The organism is Streptosporangium fragile (genome assembly GCF_039534445.1).
GTDB lineage: Bacteria > Actinomycetota > Actinomycetes > Streptosporangiales > Streptosporangiaceae > Streptosporangium > Streptosporangium fragile.
In genome coordinates this window covers 145868-165738 of the sequence record NZ_BAAAVI010000007.1, presented here as the reverse complement: position 1 = coordinate 165738, position 19871 = coordinate 145868, and the positions used below count along the sequence as shown (strand labels likewise).

At 71.6% G+C, this 19871-nt stretch carries 12 protein-coding genes; all 12 read left to right on the top strand.

The genetic code is table 11. The features are described from left to right. Positions 1–203 precede the first annotated feature (203 nt). The 12 genes from ABD841_RS07225 to ABD841_RS07170 all read left to right on the top strand — a co-directional run bounded on the left by ABD841_RS07225 (position 204) and on the right by ABD841_RS07170 (position 19835). The gene (locus ABD841_RS07225; RefSeq protein WP_344969097.1) at positions 204–3869 is read left to right on the top strand and encodes an AAA family ATPase; all 3666 of its coding nucleotides are present in this window, start codon (positions 204–206) and stop codon (positions 3867–3869) included. Positions 3870–4001: 132 nt separating this feature from the next. Beyond that, the gene (locus tag ABD841_RS07220) at positions 4002–5534 is read left to right on the top strand and encodes a TIGR02677 family protein (protein ID WP_344969096.1); all 1533 of its coding nucleotides are present in this window, start codon (positions 4002–4004) and stop codon (positions 5532–5534) included. Beyond that, positions 5531–6682: a TIGR02678 family protein gene (locus tag ABD841_RS07215; RefSeq protein ID WP_344969094.1), complete on the top strand. Its 1152-nt coding sequence runs from the start codon at positions 5531–5533 to the stop codon at positions 6680–6682. Before ABD841_RS07220 ends, ABD841_RS07215 begins: the two co-directional genes overlap by 4 nt. Further along, complete coding sequence (locus ABD841_RS07210) at positions 6682–10776, top strand: TIGR02680 family protein (RefSeq protein ID WP_344969093.1); 4095 nt, start codon at positions 6682–6684, stop codon at positions 10774–10776. The genes ABD841_RS07215 and ABD841_RS07210 overlap by 1 nt, the downstream gene beginning before the upstream one ends. Continuing rightward, entirely contained in the window at positions 10773–12044 is a 1272-nt protein-coding gene (locus tag ABD841_RS07205; protein WP_344969092.1) for a TIGR02679 family protein, read from the top strand. Before ABD841_RS07210 ends, ABD841_RS07205 begins: the two co-directional genes overlap by 4 nt. A gap of 209 nt (positions 12045–12253) precedes the next feature. Then, positions 12254–12910 carry a fluoride efflux transporter FluC gene (locus tag ABD841_RS07200; protein WP_344969090.1) on the top strand — a complete coding sequence of 219 codons (657 nt, stop codon included), beginning with the start codon at positions 12254–12256 and terminating at the stop codon, positions 12908–12910. Further along, complete coding sequence (locus ABD841_RS07195; RefSeq protein WP_344969089.1) at positions 12907–13281, top strand: DUF190 domain-containing protein; 375 nt, start codon at positions 12907–12909, stop codon at positions 13279–13281. Before ABD841_RS07200 ends, ABD841_RS07195 begins: the two co-directional genes overlap by 4 nt. Before the next feature lie 85 nt (positions 13282–13366). Further along, positions 13367–13729 (top strand): fluoride efflux transporter CrcB, encoded by a 363-nt coding sequence (gene crcB / locus ABD841_RS07190; protein ID WP_344969087.1) that lies wholly within the window; start codon positions 13367–13369, stop codon positions 13727–13729. 249 nt (positions 13730–13978) lie between these two features. Then, positions 13979–14950 carry an alpha/beta hydrolase gene (locus tag ABD841_RS07185; protein ID WP_344969085.1) on the top strand — a complete coding sequence of 324 codons (972 nt, stop codon included), beginning with the start codon at positions 13979–13981 and terminating at the stop codon, positions 14948–14950. Between the two features lie 267 nt (positions 14951–15217). Beyond that, positions 15218–17275 carry an N-acetylneuraminate synthase family protein gene (locus ABD841_RS07180; RefSeq protein ID WP_344969083.1) on the top strand — a complete coding sequence of 686 codons (2058 nt, stop codon included), beginning with the start codon at positions 15218–15220 and terminating at the stop codon, positions 17273–17275. A 344-nt stretch (positions 17276–17619) separates the two neighbouring features. After that, positions 17620–18549, top strand: a complete 930-nt coding sequence (locus ABD841_RS07175; protein WP_344969081.1) for a glycosyltransferase family 2 protein — start codon at positions 17620–17622, stop codon at positions 18547–18549. After that, complete coding sequence (locus ABD841_RS07170) at positions 18546–19835, top strand: alpha-2,8-polysialyltransferase family protein (protein WP_344969079.1); 1290 nt, start codon at positions 18546–18548, stop codon at positions 19833–19835. The genes ABD841_RS07175 and ABD841_RS07170 overlap by 4 nt, the downstream gene beginning before the upstream one ends. Positions 19836–19871: the final 36 nt, after the last annotated feature.

Here is a 19871-nt window from a genome sequence, read left to right as displayed (position 1 = left end):
CTGACCACCGCGAGCTTCCTGCCCGGATCACAGCACGACATGCCCCGGCCCGGCCGCCGGGCTGACTGAGCAAATGGGTGCAAAGGGGTGCAATGAGCATCAATGTCCATCTGTCGATTCGCGTCCCATGGCATGACGCCGGGTGGTCCGGCAGGATATGCCGAGATCCGCTGGGAAACGCGTCGTGCATCCTGCTCGGTAACGTGGGCGAGCGTCGGCAGGACGATTACGAGGTCGCCAACGCCGGGATGCCGCTGGGCGAAGTGGACGTGTCCCGGATCGGCTGCGTGGGCGAGCGTGGCACCTTCCTCAGCCCTCACCCCTATCAGCTGGTCAGCGAGCACCCCTACCGATTCTCACCCGCCCTGAAAGGGCGGATTCAGCCCACACCCGTGACGGTCCCCGCCTACGGCGCCCATGCGATCCCGTACTACTGGCTCCTCCGTAAGGGCATCGTCGATGTCCTCGGCGAGTTCGATGTCGACTACGACGACGAACTGGAAGAGAAGGTCGACGAGTCGCTGGGGTTCACGCCGCAGTGGGTGATTCACGGCGACAACCAGCGGGCAGTGATCAAACGGTTCTTCGAGGACGTCAGCCCCAAGGAGTCGCTGGTCTTCTTCTACGTCAAGCACTCGCCCTTCGACGACGCTCGCGCCGGCGGCCCCCTGCTGGTGGGCGCCGCCCGGATCACCGACGTCCAACTGCCCGGGCCGTGGAAGACGAATGACACGACCGCGTTTCCGAACCACATGTGGGAGACGACGGTTCTGCACTCCCTCAGACCCGACGGCACCGGCGGGATCCTGTTGCCGGTGGCCGAGCTGGCCGAGCGCGACGCGCGGGGCGAAGACGTGGCGGACGCCCTGGCCTGGGCACCGGTGGCCGGGGGGCGGGAGTTCTCCTACGTCACCGAGCACATCACGCACGACACCGCGATCGCCACGCTGGAGCAGCTGTACCGCGCCGCCCGCCGATGCGAGGACCTCGGGATCGACGTGCCGGAGTCCTCCCTGACGTGGCTGGACGACCGCATCGGCGAGCTGTGGCGAATGCGCGGCCCGGCTCCCGGCCTCGGCGCGGTGCTCGGCGCGTTGAAGTTCAAGCACAGCAAGGTCCTCGCCCGGGCCATCGCGCGGCGCACCCCTGAGGACACCGACCCGTGGGACGTACTGACCGATGCGATCGCCCGCCCGGACCGCTACCCGGACGAGATCGGCAAGCAGATATCGGAGACCCACCGCAGGGTGTGGGGCGCGTTCAGCGACGAGCAGTTCGCAGTTCTGCGGCTGCTGTCGCGGTTCCAGCTCACCACCGAGCAGGCCACGGCGCTCTTCCGGTGCACCACAGAGACCGAGGTGGATCACGAGGAACTGCTCGCGGACCCCTACCTGGCGCACATCTGCACGATCGGCGAGAAGGCGCCGGTGCCCTTCGACGTGGTGGACCGCGGCTGTTTCCCACGGGCCGCCATCCGTACGAACTTCCCCCTCGCGGAACCGAGTGCCATGAGCGACGGCGGGGACGCCCGACGCGTCCAGGCGTTGCTGGTCGCGGTGCTCGAAGAAGCCTCCGAGGCCGGTGACACCCTGGTCACGCTGACGAGCGTCATCGAGAGGATCGAAGCGCGGCGGCTGCCCGAGCCCTGTCCGATCTCGGAGGAGCTCCTCCGGGCGCACGGCCTCCACCCCGACCGGCTCCGGTACGACGCGGACTCCCCTTCCTGGCCGCCTGTCGCCGGTGCGAAACTCCACGACGGGACCCCGGCTTTCAAGCTCGCGCGGCTGGAGACCACCGCGTACGTGATCAGGCAGGCGGTCGGCCACCAGCTCGCCCGCCCCCGCCTCGCCGTTCCGGCCGGGCTCGACGACGAGCTGGATCAGGTGCTCGGCTCGTACGAAGCGGACGGCGACGGCGACGCCCAGACCGAGAAGCGGGCGCGCGCGGAGAAGAAGGCCGCTTTGGCCGAGCTGTACGCGGCGCCGTTGAGCGTGCTCAACGGGCGGGCCGGCACCGGTAAGACCACGCTCATCAAGGCCCTGGTCACCCGGGAGGAGGTCCGCGGCAGGGGCGTGCTGCTGCTCGCGCCGACCGGCAAGGCGCGGGTACAGCTGCAGAAGAAGGTCGGGCTCGGGCTCGAAGCGCAGACCATCGCCCAGTTCCTCACCAAGCACAACCGCTACCGGGGAGAGAGCGGCGCCTACCTCATCCGCTACGACGTCCCGAAGGCGCCCCTCTACGGAACAGTGGTCGTCGATGAGTCCTCCATGCTCACCGAGGAACAGCTGGGCGCGCTGCTGAGCGCGCTCACGCTCCCCGACCGTCTGATCCTGGTCGGCGACCCCCGCCAGCTCCCGCCGATCGGGGCGGGCCGGCCGTTCGTGGACCTGATCACGCGGCTCACCGCCGATGCCGACGTCCCCAGATTCCCGCGGGTGGCTCCCGGATACGCGGAACTGACCGAGCTACGCCGTCAGAAGGGGCAGATCCGCGATGACCTGAAGCTCGCGGCGTGGTTCTCCGGGGACGAGGTTCCCCAGGGGTTCGAGGAGGTCTGGGAGCGGTTGCGTACCGGCGCGCGGATGGAATCCCTTGCCGCGCTCCCCTGGAACAGCGCCCGCCCCCTGGAGGTCGTCGACCGAGCGCTGGCCGATGAACTGGGCGTCACCGGGCCCGATGCCGCCGCCCTGTTCGAGACCTCCTACGGAGGCCGCCGGAACGGGCAGTGGATCAAGTTCCCCAAGGGTAAGGACGGCGCCGCCGAACAGTGTGAGAACTGGCAGATCCTCTCCCCCACGCGCGGTCACGGCTGGGGGACCGTGGAGATCAACCGGCACCTGAAGCGTGCACACCGGCAGCAGGCGCTCGAGGCCGCGCTGAAGTCCGACCGCCTGCGCACGACGCCCAGGCCCATAGGGGCCGAGCAGATCGTGCTCGGCGACAAGGTCCTGAACAACCGCAACGGCCGGCGTCCCGCGTACCCTAAGGGCTCGAGCCTGGATTACGTGGCCAACGGCGAGATCGGCGTCGTCGTCGGCCAGATCACTCAGGCGGGCGGCAAGCCTCGATGGACCCAGCTCGAATTCTCCTCCCAGGTCGGCTGGACCTACGGCTACCGGGGCGACGACGAGGACGATCCGACGCTTGAGCTGGCGTGGGCAATCACGATCCACAAGTCGCAGGGCTCGGAGTTCAGGAAGGTCTTCGTCATGCTCCCCGGCTCGGCCCGCAAGCTGTCCAGGGAGATGCTCTACACCGCGCTCACCAGACAGCAGGATCGCGTGATCCTCCTGCACGAGCGGTCGATCGACGAGCTGCTGGAACTCACCGTCTCGACCGGCTCGGAAACCGCCCGCCGGCTGACCGACCTGTTCTTCCCGCCAGCCCCGCGCGCGGTCTTCTTCCCGGACGGTTCCCCCGCGGGCACGCTGGATTCCAGGCTCATCCACATGACGGGGAACGGCACCCTGGTCCGCAGCAAGAACGAGGTGATCATCGCGGAGATCCTGGACGAGCTGGTTCCCGGTTACTGGCGCTATGAGAGGCCACTGACGCTCAACGGGAGGACCTACCGCCCTGACTTCACCATCCACACTCCGGACGGCCGGACGCTCTTCTGGGAACACCTCGGCATGATCGAGAGTCCCGCCTATCGGGAGTCCTGGGAGCGCAAAGCGCTCTGGTACGAGGAAGGCGGCGTGCTGCCCCACACCAAGGGGGGCTCACTCATTCTCACAACCGACCTGGACGGCGTGGACGTACCCCAATGGACGCAGCTGGCGAGGCAGGCCATCGGACCGGTCAGCGCGCCGCCGGTCCTCCCCGCCAAGAAGAAGGTGAAGAAGACTCCCCCCGGAAACCGGGCGTAGGGCGGACCGGGTGGGAGAAGGTCCGGCACCGGCGGTCGTGGGAAGTGGCCGCGCGGCGGGGGATTCATCGTTTCCGGTGCCTTTTCCCGGGCGTCGGACGCGGCACTCCTTCCGGGCGGGGAAACTGTCGACATGAGCTTCCCGTCTCAGGAGCATCAGCCTTTCGCTCACCTGAGCGTGCCCAACGCGGCGGTCTATCGCGAGATCCTGCGCGCGTTCGCGCGGGCGAAAGAACGTTTCATCGTGCATCTGCGGCCGGAGGACGTGGCGGCGGAGCTGCGGCGGGACAACGACGACGCGCTCTCGCAGGCTCTGGACAAACTGCGGGAATGGGGCAATCTGCGGGCGGACGCCGACACCGGCAGGGTCACGTCCGTGGAAGACTTCCACCGCAAGCGATACCTGTTCCAGCTCACCCCGGCCGGGCAGGCCGCCGAGCAGGCGATCGCGTTCTACGAGGAGGCGATCGGACGGCGCGGGGTTCTGCAGTCGGTGGCGCTGGGCGACATCGCCGAGCAGTTGCAGTCGCTGGCCGTGCTGGCCCGGGAGCGGGACCCCGACCCGGCAAGGGTCCATCTGCTCCTGCTCTCCCTGGTCGAGCGGTTCTCGTCGCTGGCCGACAACGCCCAGGCGTTCATGGCCTCGCTCCGCCGCGCGATCGATTTCTCCGACGGTGACGTGGCGGGGTTCATCGCCTACAAGGAGCGGCTGATCGAGTACATCAACCGTTTCATCGCCGATCTGGCCAACTCCGGCGCGCGGATCGCCATGCTGCTGGCCGAGCTGGAAGCGTGCGGCCACGAGGAGCTGCTGAGGCTGGCCGCGCGCCGGGAGGCCGCCGACGCGGTGCCCGAGGGGGAAGCCGCCGCGGAGGCCTACGGCAGGGCGGAGGAGAGCGCGTTCGCCTCCTGGCTGAACCGCTGGCGCGGCCTTCAGGACTGGTTCGTCTCCACAGGCGTGGGCCGGCCGTCCCAGGCGCGGCTGCTGCGCCAGGCGGCGATCACGGCGATCAAGCAGCTCATCGACGCGGTCGGGCTGCTCAACGAGCGGCGCTCCGGCCGCTCCGACCGGTCCGCGGACTTCCGCACCCTGGCCCGCTGGTTCGCCGAGGCACCCGACGAGGCGGCGACGCACCGGCTGTGGCGGGCCGCGTTCGGCCTGACCCCGGCCCGGCACCTGACCGTCACGGCCTCGACCCTGGACGAATGGCGGGAGGCCGGGGCCGGGACCCCCTGGCGGGAGGCCCCGCCGATCAGGATCTCGCCCCAGCTTCGCCGCACCGGCTCCTACGAGCGCCGCGGCAAGCCGAACAGGGTGACCGACCGCACCCAAGCCCGCCGGCTCCTGCTGGAGCGGGCCGAGCGTGAGGCGGCCGAGACGGACGCTGCCCGCGCCGCGCTCCGCACCGACGGCCCGGTCCTGCTGTCGAAGCTGGACGTGCTCGATCCGCGGGCGTTCCGGCTGTTCCTGGGGCTGCTGGGTGACGCGCTCGCGGCCCGGCGGCCCGGCGAGACGGAGGTGAAGACGGTGACCGGCGACGGCTCGATGGAGGTGCGCCTGACTCTCGTCCCCGATGGCGGCGAGGTCGAGATCCGCACCGAGGACGGTGTGCTCACCGGACCCGAGCACGAGCTGGAGATCATCGACCTGATGGCGGCCCGATGAGCCCCGAGGAGGAGCTGGCCCAGCGCCGTGCCGCGTTGCGCGCGCTGCTGGCGAAGCCGCTGCTGACCGCCGAGAGCGACGCCGAGGCGCTGGTGCTGGTCCGGCGCCACCTGACCGAGCTGCGCGACTGGCTCACACGCGAGACGGGCTGGCGATTGATGGCGGACACGGGTGCGGCGCGGCTGTTCAAGACCGCTTCCGACACGCGTGACGCGACCCACCCCGCGCGGGGCAGGGCGGGAGAGCCGTACGGCAGGCGCCGCTACGTCCTGCTCTGCCTGGCACTGGCCGTGCTGGAACGGGCGGACGCGCAGACCACGCTCGGCCGGTTGGCCGAGGAGGTGCTGTCCGCCGCGGCCGAGCCGGAGCTGGACTTCACCTTCACCCTCGACAGCCGCGCCGAGCGGGCCGACCTGGTGGCCGTGGTGCGCACGCTGCTCGACTGGGGCGTGCTGCGCAGGGTCGCCGGCGATGAGGACGCGTACCTGAGCGCGACCGGTGACGTGCTGTACGACGTGCGCAGGCCGGTGCTGGCCGCGCTGCTCACCGGCACGCGGGGCCCCTCGACGATCACTGCGGACTCGTTCGAGGAACGGCTCGCCGAGCTGACCGCGGAGCCGGTCGCCGATACGGACGACCTGCGCAACCAGGCGCTGCGCCGCAGGCTCACCCGCAGGCTGCTGGAGGACCCGGTGATCTATTTCGCCGATCTCGACGAGACCGAGCGCGCCTACCTGGCCTCCCAGCGGCACGCCGTCATCCGCCGGATCGAGGAGGCGACCGGGCTGGTGGCCGAAGTACGCGCGGAGGGCATCGCGATGGTGGACCCCGACGACGAGCTGACCGACGTGCGCATGCCCGAGCAGCGCACCGACGGCCATGTGACACTGCTGGTCGCCGAGCATCTGGCCACCCGCGGCGAGGTGCCGCTCGACGAGCTGAAGGCGTTCGTCCGGCAGGCCGCCCGCGCCCACGCCTCGTTCTGGCGCAAGGGCGTGACCGAGCCGGGCGCCGAGGACGGACTGCTGGCCACGGCCCTGACCAAGCTCACGGCGTTGCGGCTGGTCCGCGTCACGGCGAGCTCAGCCGTGGGCCTTCCCGCCATCGCCCGTTACGCACTGGACGAACCCGTCATCAAAGGACAGTGATGCTGCCTTCCCCGACCTCAGAACGCTGGAAGCCGCTGCGCGCCGGGCTCGTGGACATGTTCTACTACGACGTGGAGGAGTTCCACTTCCACGACGGCCGCCTGCTACTGCGCGGCAACAACGGCACGGGCAAGTCCAAGGTGCTGGCCCTGACATTGCCGTTCCTCCTGGACGGCGAGCTCGCCCCGCACCGGGTCGAGCCCGACGGCGACCGGCAGAAGAGGATGGAGTGGAACCTGCTGCTGGGCGGCAAGCACCCGCATCCCGAGCGGCTGGGCTACGCGTGGATGGAGTTCGGCCGTCGCGATCCGGACGGTGCCGAGGAGTTCCGTACGATCGGCTGCGGGCTGAAGGCGGTCAAGGACCGAGGCATCGTCCGGCACTGGTTCTTCCTCACCCCCCAGCGCGTCGGCGACGGGCTCCGCCTGCTCTCCCCCACCGGGGTGGTGCTCACCAGGGAGAAGCTGCGCGAGGCCGTCGAGGGCCGCGGCATGGTCTACGACCGGGCCGCCGACTACCGCAGGGCCGTGGACGAGGCGCTGTTCGGGCTCGGCGAGTCTCGCTACGAGGCGCTGGTGAATCTCCTCATCCAGCTGCGGCAGCCGCAGCTGTCGAAGAAGCCGGACGAGAAGCTGCTGTCGCGTGCTCTCACCGAGGCGCTGCCGCCGCTCAGCTCCACCCTGATCACCACGGTCGCCGAGGCGTTCCGCGGCCTCGACGAGGAGCGCGACGCGCTGCGCGGGCTGGCGGAAGCGCGAAAGGCGGCAGCCGACTTCCTCGTCCACTACCACCGGTACGCCATGATCGCGGCCAGGCGCAAGGCCGCCGTTCCGCGCCTGGCCCACAGCCGCTACGAGCATCTGGGCCGCGGCCTGGGCGAGGCGGAGAGCCGCCACGCGGCGGCGGAGACGGAGCTGGCGGCGGCCCGGCAGTTGCTGGAAGAGCTGGCGGCGCAGCGCAATCTGCTGGAGGCGCGCAAGGAGGCTCTTCGGCGAAGTCCCGAGATGCGCGACGCGGAACGACTCAAGCAGACCGGCGAGGAAGCCAGGCGGCTGACCGACCACGCGCGGCGCTGCGAGCAGGAGCGTGACCGCCTCGCCGGCGAGACCCGGCGCCGTGAGCAGCGGGCCGGCACGGCCCGGCACAAGGCCGACGCGGCAGCCCACACTCTGGAGCACGCCAAGGATTCAGCCGTCTCGGCCGCCCGTGCGGCGCGATGTGAGTACGACCATCTCACCGTCACCGACTGGCAGGTCATCGCGGAGCAGCCGGAGCCGGCGCAGGCCCGGCGGGAGGCTGAGGCTCTGGCGGACCGCCAGGAGCGCGCGATCGGCGAGTTGGAACGACTGATCGACGCCGTACGGCAGGCCCGGGCCGGGCTGAAGACGGCACGAGCCGAGGCGGACCGGCTGACCGGGGAGTTGCAGGCAGCCGCCGAGCGGATCGCCGCCGCTGAGGAGGCCGCGAGCGCGGCGAGCGCCGGGCTGGTCCAGGACTACACCTTCTACCTGGCCGGCCTGAGTGAGCTGGAGCTGGACGACCCCGACGAGGCGCTTGCGGCGCTGGGGGCGTGGGCGGTCTCGGCTGAGGGCCCCAACCCGGCCGCGGCCGCCGTGGACGACGCGGCCAGGGCGGCCACCGACGCACTCGGCCGGTTGGGCGCCGAACTGGACGCCGAACTGCGCGGCGCGAGGCAGGCCGCCGTGACGCTCTCCGAGGAGATCTCACGGTTGGAAGCGGGTGGTCACGACGCCCCGCCCGCTCCGCATACGCGCGGCCCCGCCGCCCGCCCCGGTCGTCCGGGCGCTCCGCTGTGGAAGGTGGTGGACTTCGCCGACGCGGTACCGGCCGACCACCGGGCAGGGCTTGAGGCCGCGCTGGAAGCCGCGGGCATCCTGGACTCCTGGGTGACACCCGACGGGACACTGCTCGCCGAGGACGACACCGTCGTCGTGGCCGGCCAGGCGCCGACCGGCCCGTCCTGCTCCGCCGTGCTGCGTCCGGCCGTGGACCGCGCCGACCCGCAGGCCGCGGCGCTGTCCGACACCGCCGTGCAGGCCGTCCTGCAGGGAATCGGGCTCGGACCCGGCGGCGGGACGTGGATCGCCGTGGACGGCCGGTGGGCGAACGGCGTGCTCACCGGGTCCTGGCGCAAGGACGGCGCTCACTACATCGGCGAGGGCGCGAGGGAGGCGGCCCGGCGCACCCGGCTGACGGCGCTTCGCGGAGAACTGGACCAGGTCAACCGGCGGATCGACGACCTGCACGCCGGGCTGCGGTCACTCGCCGGACGACGGGAAACGCTCGCCGCCGAACACCGTGCGCTGCCGCCGGACTCCCCGCTGCGCGAGGCTCACGTCAAGCGCGCCGCCGAGTATGAGCGGCGGCGTGACCTGGACACCGAGCACACCGCCGTGACCCGGGTGCTGCTCGACCGGCAGGGCGAACTGCAGGTCGCGAGCGACCGGGCCGAGGAGTTCGCCGCCGATGTCGGCCTGCCCGCGGAACCCGCCGCGCTCGGCGAGGTCAAGACCGCGGTCGCCGGCTACCGGCTGGCCCTGGCCCGGCTGTGGCCCGCCGTACAAGCATGGCGGACCGCGCACGAGACAGCCGCGGAGGCGGAGGAGGATCTCACCCTGAGCAGAGACCGGCTCGACGGCGCCGCCGAGCTGGCGGCGACGGCACGCGGCGAGGCGGACGCCGCGGCCGAGACGTACCGCGCGCTGGCCGAGACCGCCGGCGCCGCCGTCGAGGAGCTGTTCCGCCGGCTCGAACAGGTGGAAAGGGAGCTGCGCGAGCGCGAGGCCACCGAGCGCGCGACCCGCCACCGCGAACAGGACGCCTTGCAGGAACGGGGCAAGGCCGAGGGCGTACGCGACGCCCTGCGCGAGCAGATCCGGGAGGCGACCGTGGCGCGCGACGCCGCCGTGCGGGAATTCCAGGCGTTCGCCGCAACGGGCCTGCTACGCGTCGCGCTCCCCGACCTGGAGGTGCCCGACACGGGCGGCGAGTGGGCGGCCACGCCCACCGTGCTCCTGGCCAGGTCGGTCAACGCCGAGCTTGACACCGTGGACGACGGTGACGGCCCCTGGGATCGGGTGCAGAAGAAGGTGGCCGAAGAGCACAAGCTCCTTTCGGACGCCATGGCCAGGCACGGTCACTCTGTCGGGCTGACCCTGCGCGACGGGGTCATGATCGTGGACGTGCTGTTCCAGGGACGCAGCAGGGACGTTCCCGGGCTCGCCGCGGCGCTGGCGGAGGAGACCGAGCACCGGGCCACGCTCCTGTCGGCGAAGGAGCGCGAGATCCTGGAGAACCACCTGCTCAACGAGGTCGCCGGAACGCTGCATGACCTGATCGCCGCAGCCGAGTCCGAGGTCCGGGAGATGAACTCCGAACTGGAGTCCCGCCCCACCTCTACCGGCATGCGCCTGCGCCTGGTCTGGAAGACGGCCAGGAACGCCCCCGACGGACTGGACCGGGTCCGGGACAAACTCCGGCAGACCGTGGACGCATGGTCCGTCGCCGACCGGGCCGCGGTCGGCGTGTTCCTGCAGGAGCGCATCGCCCGCGAGCACGCCGGCAATCCGGCCGCGGGCTGGGCCGAGGCGCTTGCCAGGGCCCTGGATTACCGCGCCTGGCACGAGTTCGCGATCCAGCGGCTGCAGGACGGGCAGTGGCGGGCCGCGACCGGCCCGGCCTCCGGCGGCGAACGGGTGCTGGCCGCGTCGGTGCCGCTGTTCGCCGCCGCTTCGGCCTACTACAAGTCGGCGGGCAACCCGTACGCGCCCCGGCTGGTGGCCCTGGACGAGGCGTTCGCGGGGGTCGACGACGACTCTCGTGCCAAGTGCCTGGGCCTGCTGGCCACGTTCGACATGGACGTGGTGATGACCAGCGAGCGCGAGTGGGGCTGCTACCCGCAGGTACCCGGGCTGGCGATCTGCCAGCTCTCCCGTCGTGACGGCATCGACGCGGTGCTGGTGACACCCTGGCGCTGGGACGGCCGCGAGCGGCGACGGGCGGAGCGCCCCACCCTCCCGGTGCCCGAGGTCTCCCCTGCGACCGCCGCGCAGCAGGAGAACCTGTTCGGATGAGCGGCGCGGAGGAGCGACTGCTGCGGCTGCTGGGCGGCGACGAGACCGCCTGGCTGGTGGACCGGGTACGTCGCCGTATGGAACAGGGCAGGCCGCTGACCGGCACGGTGACGCTCGCCGCCGCGACACCGGCCCAGCGCCGCGCGATCGAGCTGCTGCTCGGCCGCCGGGCGGGAGCGGGCACCTCGCTGTCGGTCTCCTTGGGCGACATGGACCGGATGTTGCGTGCCAGCGGCGTCGCCGCCGGTGGGCTGCGCGAGGCCGTCGTACGGCTGCGCGGCCCGGTCCGCGACCTGGCCGGAGAGAGCGCGGCCCGGACGGCGGCCTGGGAACAGGCTTTCGCACGGCTCGACACCCTCGTCGCCGGCCGCCCCGAGCTGGCCGGCTGGCGCTCATGGCTGGAGGCCACCGGGGTGGTCCGAAGGCTCACCGCCACGGCCGAGGAGGCAGGTCCGCTGCTCGACCGGCTGGCCGCCGTACTGGACCGGCTGCCGTCATCAGGCCTGCCCCTCGGCCGGCTGGCTGCCGAGACCTGCGGCGACGCGCACGCCCTGGACGAGGGACGGCCGCTGGCGACGCTGGCCCTGTCCGCGGCCCGTGCGCTGGCCGGCCTGCCGTACGCGGGTGAAGGCGGCGCCGATGCCCGCCGCAGGACCTGGGCCGCCATCGGGGTCCACCTCGACGACCTGTCCTCCCTCGTGCTCTGCCTGGGACTGCCGGGTGACGACCGCACACCCACCGGACGCATGCTGAGCGCCGCCAGGGCGGCGGGCGAGCCGTGCGTACTGACCCTGCGCCAACTCCGCCGTCACGAGACGCCGTTCCAGGCGGACCTCGTCAGGATCTGTGAGAACCCGGTGGTGGTGGCCGCGGCGGCCGACGAGCTCGGGGCTTCCTGCCCGCCGCTGGTCTGCGGCGGCGGCAGGCCGTCGGCCGCCGTCTGGCGATTGCTGGGCCTCCTCGCATCCGGGGGCGCGACGTTCGCTTACCACGGTGACTTCGACTGGGGCGGAGTCGCCATCGCTGCCGCGATCCACGAGCGGCTCGGCTTCGTCCCGTGGCGCTTCGATGCCACCTCCTACGAGGCGGTGCCCTCGTCGGCGCCGCTCACCGGCCGCCCGAATCCGACACCATGGGATCCGGAGCTGGCGTCGGCGATGGCACGACGTGCTGTACGCGTCGAGGAGGAACTCGTTCTCTCCGAGTTGGTCGCCGATCTGGCCTCGAACCGGAGCGGCTCAGCCATTCGGCACCGAGGAGCCGGATGATCGAGGGCGCGGCGGGAGACGGACGACGGACACGCCTGCAGGAGCGGGCGCGGCGGAGGGCGGGCCTGGGTGATCGGTATGCTGGTGGCGAGCCTTCCTTGGTTGCGGCGGTGGGGCCCGCCGGCTCCGCCGACCGTGCGGGGCGAACCGCGGCGGCAGCCGCCAACGGTCCCTACCAGATGCGTCTATCGTCCTGGTAGGAGAGCTTCATGGCTGAAACGCCAAAGACGCCCGGCCCCAACCCCGCCGGACCCCCGTCTTCGGCACCGGCCGCGCCGCCCGCACCGATCGCGCCGGTCACCTCGGCCGCGCCGCCCGCGCAGTCCACGCCGGTCACCGCGGCCACGTCCTCGGGGCCGGCCACGCCGTCCGGGCCCTTCGCACGGGCCGCACCCGCCGGTTCCGGCACCGCCGCACGCGCCGGCCGGCGGCGGGACGGGACACGCCGGGTTCCGTGGACGACGCTGGCGGCGATCTCGGTCGGCGGGACGGCCGGGGCGCTGGCCCGCCACGGGCTGACCGTGACCTTCCCGCACCCGCCGGGCGGCTTCCCCTGGGCCACCTTCGCGATCAACATGACCGGATGCCTGTTGATCGGCGTGCTGATGGTGCTCGTGACCGAGACCCGGCAGGCCCACCCGCTCCTGCGCCCCTTCTTCGGGATCGGGATGCTGGGCGGGTTCACCACGTTCTCCGCCTACATCGCCGACATCGGCGGGACCGCCGCCGCGGGCGCCCCGCAGACCGCGCTGGTCTACATGTTCGCCACCGTGGCCGCCGCCGTGACGGCCGCCCACCTCGGCGCCGCGGCGACCCGCCTGGCCACCCGTCCGAGCCGTGCCGATCACCGGGAGAGACGATCGTGAAACTGCATGGTCCCGCGCTCCGCTTGACGATCTTCATCGGGGAGAGCGACCAGTGGCGCCACCGGCCGCTGTACCACGAGATCGTGCGCCGCGCCCATCAGGCCGGGCTGGCGGGGGCCAGTGTGATCCGCGGCATCGAAGGGTACGGCGCCTCCAACCACATCCACACCACCCGGATCCTGTCGCTGTCGGAGGACCTTCCGCTGGCGATCGTCATCGTCGACAGCGAAACGGCAATTCAGGCTTTCCTCCCCGAACTCGACGAACTTGTCGGAGAGGGACTGGTCATCATCGACCCGGTCGAGGTGATCCGCTACGTCGGACGGTCCGGCAGGTCCGCCGAGGACGCCGGGACAGAGGGGGCGAGGTGAGCGGGCGAACCACCGGACATGGCAGCATCGCGCGAACCGGTGAACACGGTAGCGAACCGCGAACGCTGCCGACGGAGGAGGCAGCGTGAGTGCGTTGCTGGTCGTGCTCGGTGCGGCCGTCGGCGCGCCGCTGCGCTATCTGACCGATCGGGCCGTGCAGTCCCGCCACGACATGGTCTTCCCGTGGGGGACGTTCACCGTCAACATGGCCGGATCGGCGCTCCTGGGATTCCTGCTCGCGCTGCCCGCCGACGCCTGGGTGACGGCCCTGGTCGGGACGGGGTTCTGCGGCGCGCTGACCACGTACTCCACCTTCGCCTACGAGACGGTACGGCTGGCCGGGAGCGGCGCCCGCCTGGCCGCGGCCCTCAACATCGCCGGGAGCCTCGTCGGCGGCCTGGGCGCCGCGTGGTGCGGAACGGTCCTGGCCGGGGCGTTCACCGGTTGACCCGCCGTGCGGTCGATCCACCCGAGCGAGCGCCGGGGGTGCCCCGTGCCGCCGGCCGGGGCCTGCGGCACCCGGAGGAGCCGTACCGGTGACGCCCGCCCCGGCGGAACCCGATGCCCTCCGGCGGCCGGGACGGCCGGGGAGATCGCCGGGCATGGGTAATCGGTTTCCCATCTCTTGCGGCCCACCTTGGATCGCTTCCGGCATGTGGGCTTCCAGTGATCACCGTGACGGGAGAGGATTGACCACGTGAAACGCACGGTTGTACGTCTGGGAGTCTTGCTGCTGGTCACCTTCGCGGTGGCGGCGGTGCTGCTCGCGTTGCTGACACCGTTCTCCCCCGACGGCACCGGTGACTACAGAGCGACGGCCACGGAGATTCCCGATTACCGGGTGAACAAGCTGGGTGAACGTGACCACGAGCTCACCGTCGACTCCGCCGCCCTCGGCCGCGACGGCATGGTCCGGATCCTGCTGCCCGAGGGCTGGAAGCCGGGCTCGGGCCCCTGGCCGGTGCTCTACCTGCTCAACGGTTGCTGCCAGGCCGAGTACGACAGCTGGATCACCCAGGGCGAGGCCGCGAGGCTCACCGCGGGGTACCGGGCGCTGGTGGTCGTCCCCGAGGTCGGCACCGTCGGCTTCTACTCCGACTGGCGCGACGGCCCGGGCTGGGAGACCTTCCACCTGACCGAGGTGCGCCAGATCCTGGAGAGCGAGTACGGCGCGAGTGACCGGCGGGCGGTGGCGGGGCTGTCCATGGGCGGCTTCGGCGCGATGTCGTACGCGGGCCGCCACCCCGGGATGTTCCAGGCCGCGGCCTCCTTCTCCGGCGTGCTGCACACCCGCGACGGCAACGGCGGTGTCGAGTGGCTCCTCAGGCGCAACGGCGAGAGCTCCGCCAAGCTCTGGGGCGCCCCGCAGGACCCCGCGTGGGCGGCCCACAACCCCACCGACCTGACCGGCAAGTTGCGCGACGTGCGGCTCTTCGTCTCCAGCGGTGACGGCTCTCCCGGCCCGCTGGACGGCCCGACCGCCACGCAGGATGACGGTGAGGCGGCCCTGCTCCGTCAGGCCCAGGCCTTCGCCGAGCGGGCCAGGGCGGACGGGGCCAACGTGACGGTCGACTTCTACGGCCCCGGCACCCACACCTGGCCTTACTGGCGCCGCGGCCTCGAACGCGCGCTCCCCATGCTCATGGGCTCCATCGGCGCCGCCCCTTGAGAGACGCCCCCGGGAAGAGCGGCCGCTGAGAGATCTCCCTCGGGAGACCACCGCCGGGAGGCCTCTCCCGAAACGGCAGGTGAGAAGGGGGTCCGGCGGGGAGAGAGGCTCCGTGGCCCTCCCGGCTGGGGCCCCCGGTCGCTCGGAAAGTTCAGACGGGCGACTCTGGGCGTTCAGCTCAGGCACCCCTGGCCGGTCACCCTCGTGGCTAGGTTCCAAAGACACCCCAGCTCGGGGGGTTTTGTCCGTATGTCTTGAGGAGCCACCTTGCGAGTCCTGGCCGTTGTTCCCGCCCGCGGAGGTTCGGTGGGCGTCCCCCTGAAGAACCTGGCCGCGGTGGGCGGCAGTCCCCTGGTCGCCCGTGCGGTGAGGGCCTGCGTGCGTGCCGAACTGATCGACGAGGTCGTGGTCAGCACCGACCACGCGGAGATCGCCGAGGTGGCCCGCTCCGCGGGCGCGACCGTGATCGACCGGCCGGAGGAACTGAGCGGCGCGACCGCCTCCAGCGAGTCCGCCGTACTGCACGTCCTCGACCACATGCCCGACATGCCCGACGTAGTGGTTCTGGTGCAGTGCACCAGCGCGTTCATCGACCCCGCCGATCTCGACAGCGCGATCGTCAAGGTCCTGGACGGCAGCGCCGACGTCGTGTTCTCCGGCCTGGAGACGCACGAGTTCCTGTGGAGCGCCGACGGCGCCGGGGTCAACCACGACCCGTCCCACCGCCCGCGCCGCCAGGACCGCGAACCGCACTACCGCGAGACGGGTGCGTTCTACGTGATGCGGGCCGAGGGTCTGCGCGAGCACGGTCACCGTTTCTTCGGCGCGGTCGCCGTGCAGCCGGTGTCGCCGCGCCACGCCATCGAGGTCGACACCCCCGAGGACCTGGAGATCGTCCGGGCGCTGGCGCCGTTCGTGGACGAGCCCGAGCCGATCGACGTCGACGCGGTGATCACCGACTTCGACGGGGTGCACACCGACGACCGCGCCTACGTCGACCAGGACGGCCGCGAGATGGTCGCGGTCAGCCGCGCCGACGGCATGGGCATCGCGCTGCTGCGCCGATCGGGCGTCAAGCTGATGATCATGTCCACCGAGCACAACCCGGTGGTCGCGGCCCGCGCCCGCAAGCTCGGCGTGCCCGTCCTGCAGGGCCTGACCGACAAGCGGACCGTGCTGCGCGACTGGCTGACCATCGAGGGCCTGGACCCGGCCCGCGTCGCCTACGTCGGCAACGACGTCAACGACCTGGGCCCGATGAGCGAGGTCGGCTGGCCCGTCACCGTCCCCGACGCCCACCCGAAGGTCCGCGCCGCCGCCAGGACCGTGCTCACCCGGCCCGGTGGGGCGGGTGCCGTCCGGGAGCTGTGCGACCGGGTCCTCGCGACCCGCCCGGCGGACGAGGTCGTGCCCGCGCCCGCGCCCCGGGCCGAACTGCGGATCACCCCGGTCGCCAAGCCCGTCCAGATCGGCGACGCCCTGATCGGGGCCGGCCAGCCGGTGTACGTGATCGGTGAGATCGGCATCAACCACAACGGCGACCTGGACATCGCGCGCAGGCTGATCGACGTGGCGGCCGACGCGGGCTGCCAGGCGGTCAAGTTCCAGAAGCGCACCCCGGAGATCTGCGTGCCGCCGGAGCAGCGTGACCAGATCCGGCAGACGCCGTGGGGCGAGATGACCTACATGGAGTACAAGATCAGGACCGAGTTCGGCCTGGACGAGTACACCCAGATCGCCAAGTACTGCGAGGAGCGGGGCCTGCACTGGTTCGCCTCACCGTGGGACGTGCCGTCGGTGGAGTTCCTGGAGTCCATGGACGTGGTCGCCCACAAGGTCGCCTCCGCCAGCGTGACCGACCTGGAGTTGCTCCGCGCGCTCGCCGTGACCGGCAAGCCGATCATCCTTTCCACCGGCATGTCGACCCTGGAGGAGGTCGACCGGGCGGTGGAGATCCTCGGCACCTCCAAGCTCGTGCTGATGCACGCCACCTCCACCTACCCGCTCCCCCCGGAGGAGGCCAACCTCCGCACGATCGTCACCCTCCAGGAGCGGTACGGCGTGCCGGTCGGCTACTCGGGCCACGAGCGCGGCCTGCAGATCTCGCTGGCCGCGGTGACCCTGGGCGCGGTGACCGTGGAGCGGCACATCACGCTCGACCGCACCATGTGGGGCTCCGACCACGCCGCCTCCCTGGAGCCGTCCGGCCTGGAACACCTGGTCCGCGACATCCGCATCATCGAGACGGCCCTCGGTGACGGCGTCAAGCGTGTCTTCCCAGGTGAGGAGGCCCCCAAGGCACGCCTGCGCCGCGTCACTGTATAGATGGCTGTGTTTATGGCGACGCTGCGCGTCGCGGCTCGGGTGCTCTGGTCCGGCTCCTTCCCTCGTCGCTCATCCGCGTGTTGGCCGGCGACGCTGCGCGTCGCGGCTCGGGTGCTCTGGTCCGGCTCCTTCCCTCGTCGCTCATCCGCTTCGCTCCTTCGCTCCTCAGTCCAGTCACCGGCGCACCCTCGCGGGCTCCTTCGCTCCTCAGTCCAGTCACCGGCGCGTCCGAACGGAAGTCCCTCGGAGCAGGACATCGGACGCGTCCGAGCGGCACCACCCACCCCAGTCCCCGGAGCTTGCCGGGCCGGGGCTGACCGACCTACACACCTTCGAGGAAAAACTTGATAAAACTGTCCGTCATCGTCCCGGTGCGGGACGGCGAGCTCTACATCTCCGACGCGCTGACCTCGCTGGTCAAGAACGCGCGCAGGGACTTCGAGTTCATCGTGGTGGACGACGGATCGGTGGACGAGACCGGGCAGATCATCGAGGACTTCCGCGATGATCTGCCCGGTCTCGTCGTGCTGCGCAACGAGACCCCGGTCGGGCTGGCCGACGCCCGTAACCTCGGGCTCTCGCTGGCCTCCGGCCGCTATCTGACGTTCATGGACGGTGACGACTGGCTCGCGCCCGGCTATCTCGGTGACCTGGTCGAGGCGATCGAACGGCTCGGCTGCGACTTCGTCCGGGTGGACCACGTACAGGTGGAGGGCCGGCGGAGAGTCATCCACCGGGCGCCGCTCGCCACCCGCGAGGTGGTGGTGAAACCGCGCGACCACATCCTTCCGGCCCGCTCGAAGACCATGGTCGACTACCCGTACGCCTGGGCCGGGATCTACCGCCGCGACCTCGGTGACCTGCTGACCTTCCCCGGGCACCTGCACACCGCCGAGGACCGGCCGTGGATCTGGCGGCTGCACCGCCAGGCGACGTCGTTCGCGGTGGTCTCGCTCGCCGGGCTGTTCTACCGGCGGATGGTCTCGGGCTCGCTGACCCAGATCGGGGACGCCCGGCAACTGCACTTCTTCGACGCCTTCGACCTGGTCTTCGCCGACCTGGAGGAGGAGTTCACGCCCAAGGCGGTGCGCATGTTCTGCGCGCTGCTCGCCCACCACCTGGAGTTGCGCGATCGGTTCTCGCCCGAGCTGCGCGCCAGGTTCGAGGAACGCGGCGCCGCCGCCCTGCGACGGCTCCCCGCGGACGTACTCGCCGAGACCCGGCTTGATCCGGAGCGCGACGAGATCCTGCGGAGCCTTCTGGAGGTCCGATGACGCAGCTGTTCTACGCTTCGACCCTGTTCGGCGCGATGACGCTGGCGGCGGCGATCGACGAGGGCCGTTTCGGGCCGCGCGACGGCCGCCGGATCCTGATGGTCTCCAACAACGCGGCCATCCCGGAGATCACCCCGCCCCTGGACGAGACCCCCGGCTTCGCCGCGCTGCGCCCGCGCTTCGATGAGATCCACTCGTGGAACGAGATCGTGGCCCCGCTGCATCCGTCGGACTGGAAGGCGCGCGTCATCGAGGTGCCGATGCTCGGCCGCCTGTTGCGCTCGTACCTGTCCCTCGACGACGGGCCGGACGAGCTGGTCGTCGAGTCCGTCGCGGTTCCCCCGGCCAGGACCCTGGCCGGACTGGTCAAGGACTGTCCGATCTCGGTCTACTCCGACGGTCTGATGAGTTACGGTCCCACCCGCGACCCGCTCCCGGCGGAGATCTCCGGCCGGATCACCCGCCTGCTCCACCTCGACCTGGTGCCCGGCCTGACACCGCTGCTGCTGGCGGAGTACGGCGTGCCCGCCGAGACCGTTCCGGAGCGGGCGTTCCTGGACGTGCTCGACGGGGTCAGGCCGGACGCCGGGGGGCTGCCCGCCGGGCAGCCGATGATCCTCGGCCAGTACCTGTCGGCGCTCGACATCGTCACCCCCGATGAGGAGGCCGGGCTCCACGCCGACATGCTGCGGGGGCTGGCCGCCCGGGGGTTCGGCGGCGCGCTGTTCAAGCCGCACCCGGCCGCGGGACGGCGCCACGCCCAGCGGCTCCGCGAGACCGCGCGTGAGCTGGGCGTCGAGTTGACCGTCGTGGCCGAGAGCGTGCCCGCCGAGTCGTGTTTCGCGGCGCTCCGGCCCGAGCTGGTGGTCGGCTGCTTCTCCACCGCCCTGATCACCGCCCGGCGGTATTTCGGGCTCCCGGTGGCGACGGTGGGCGGCGAGCTGATCCTGGACCGGCTGGCGCCGTACGAGAACAGCAACCGGATCCCGGCCACGATCACCGACGCCCTGCTGCCGCGCCTGTCGGCGGACGGGTCGCTGGAGGAGCCTGCGCCGGTGGACCTCCCGGCCCTGGTGGGGGCGGTCGGCTACTGCATGCAGAGCCAGGTCCATCCGGAGCTGCGGGAGGCCGCCGCCGCCTACGTGGCCGAGCACGGCCCGGCCCGCTACTTCAAACGCCAGCGCCTGGCCGCCCTGGATCTGATCGCACCGGCCCCGGGCGGTCCCTCCCGGGAGGTGAGCCCGCTGGGCAGGCTCCGCCGCCGCCTGTCACGGGCGCTGTCCTGATCGTCGCGAAGTGGCGGCCGTACCCGGCCGCCTTGT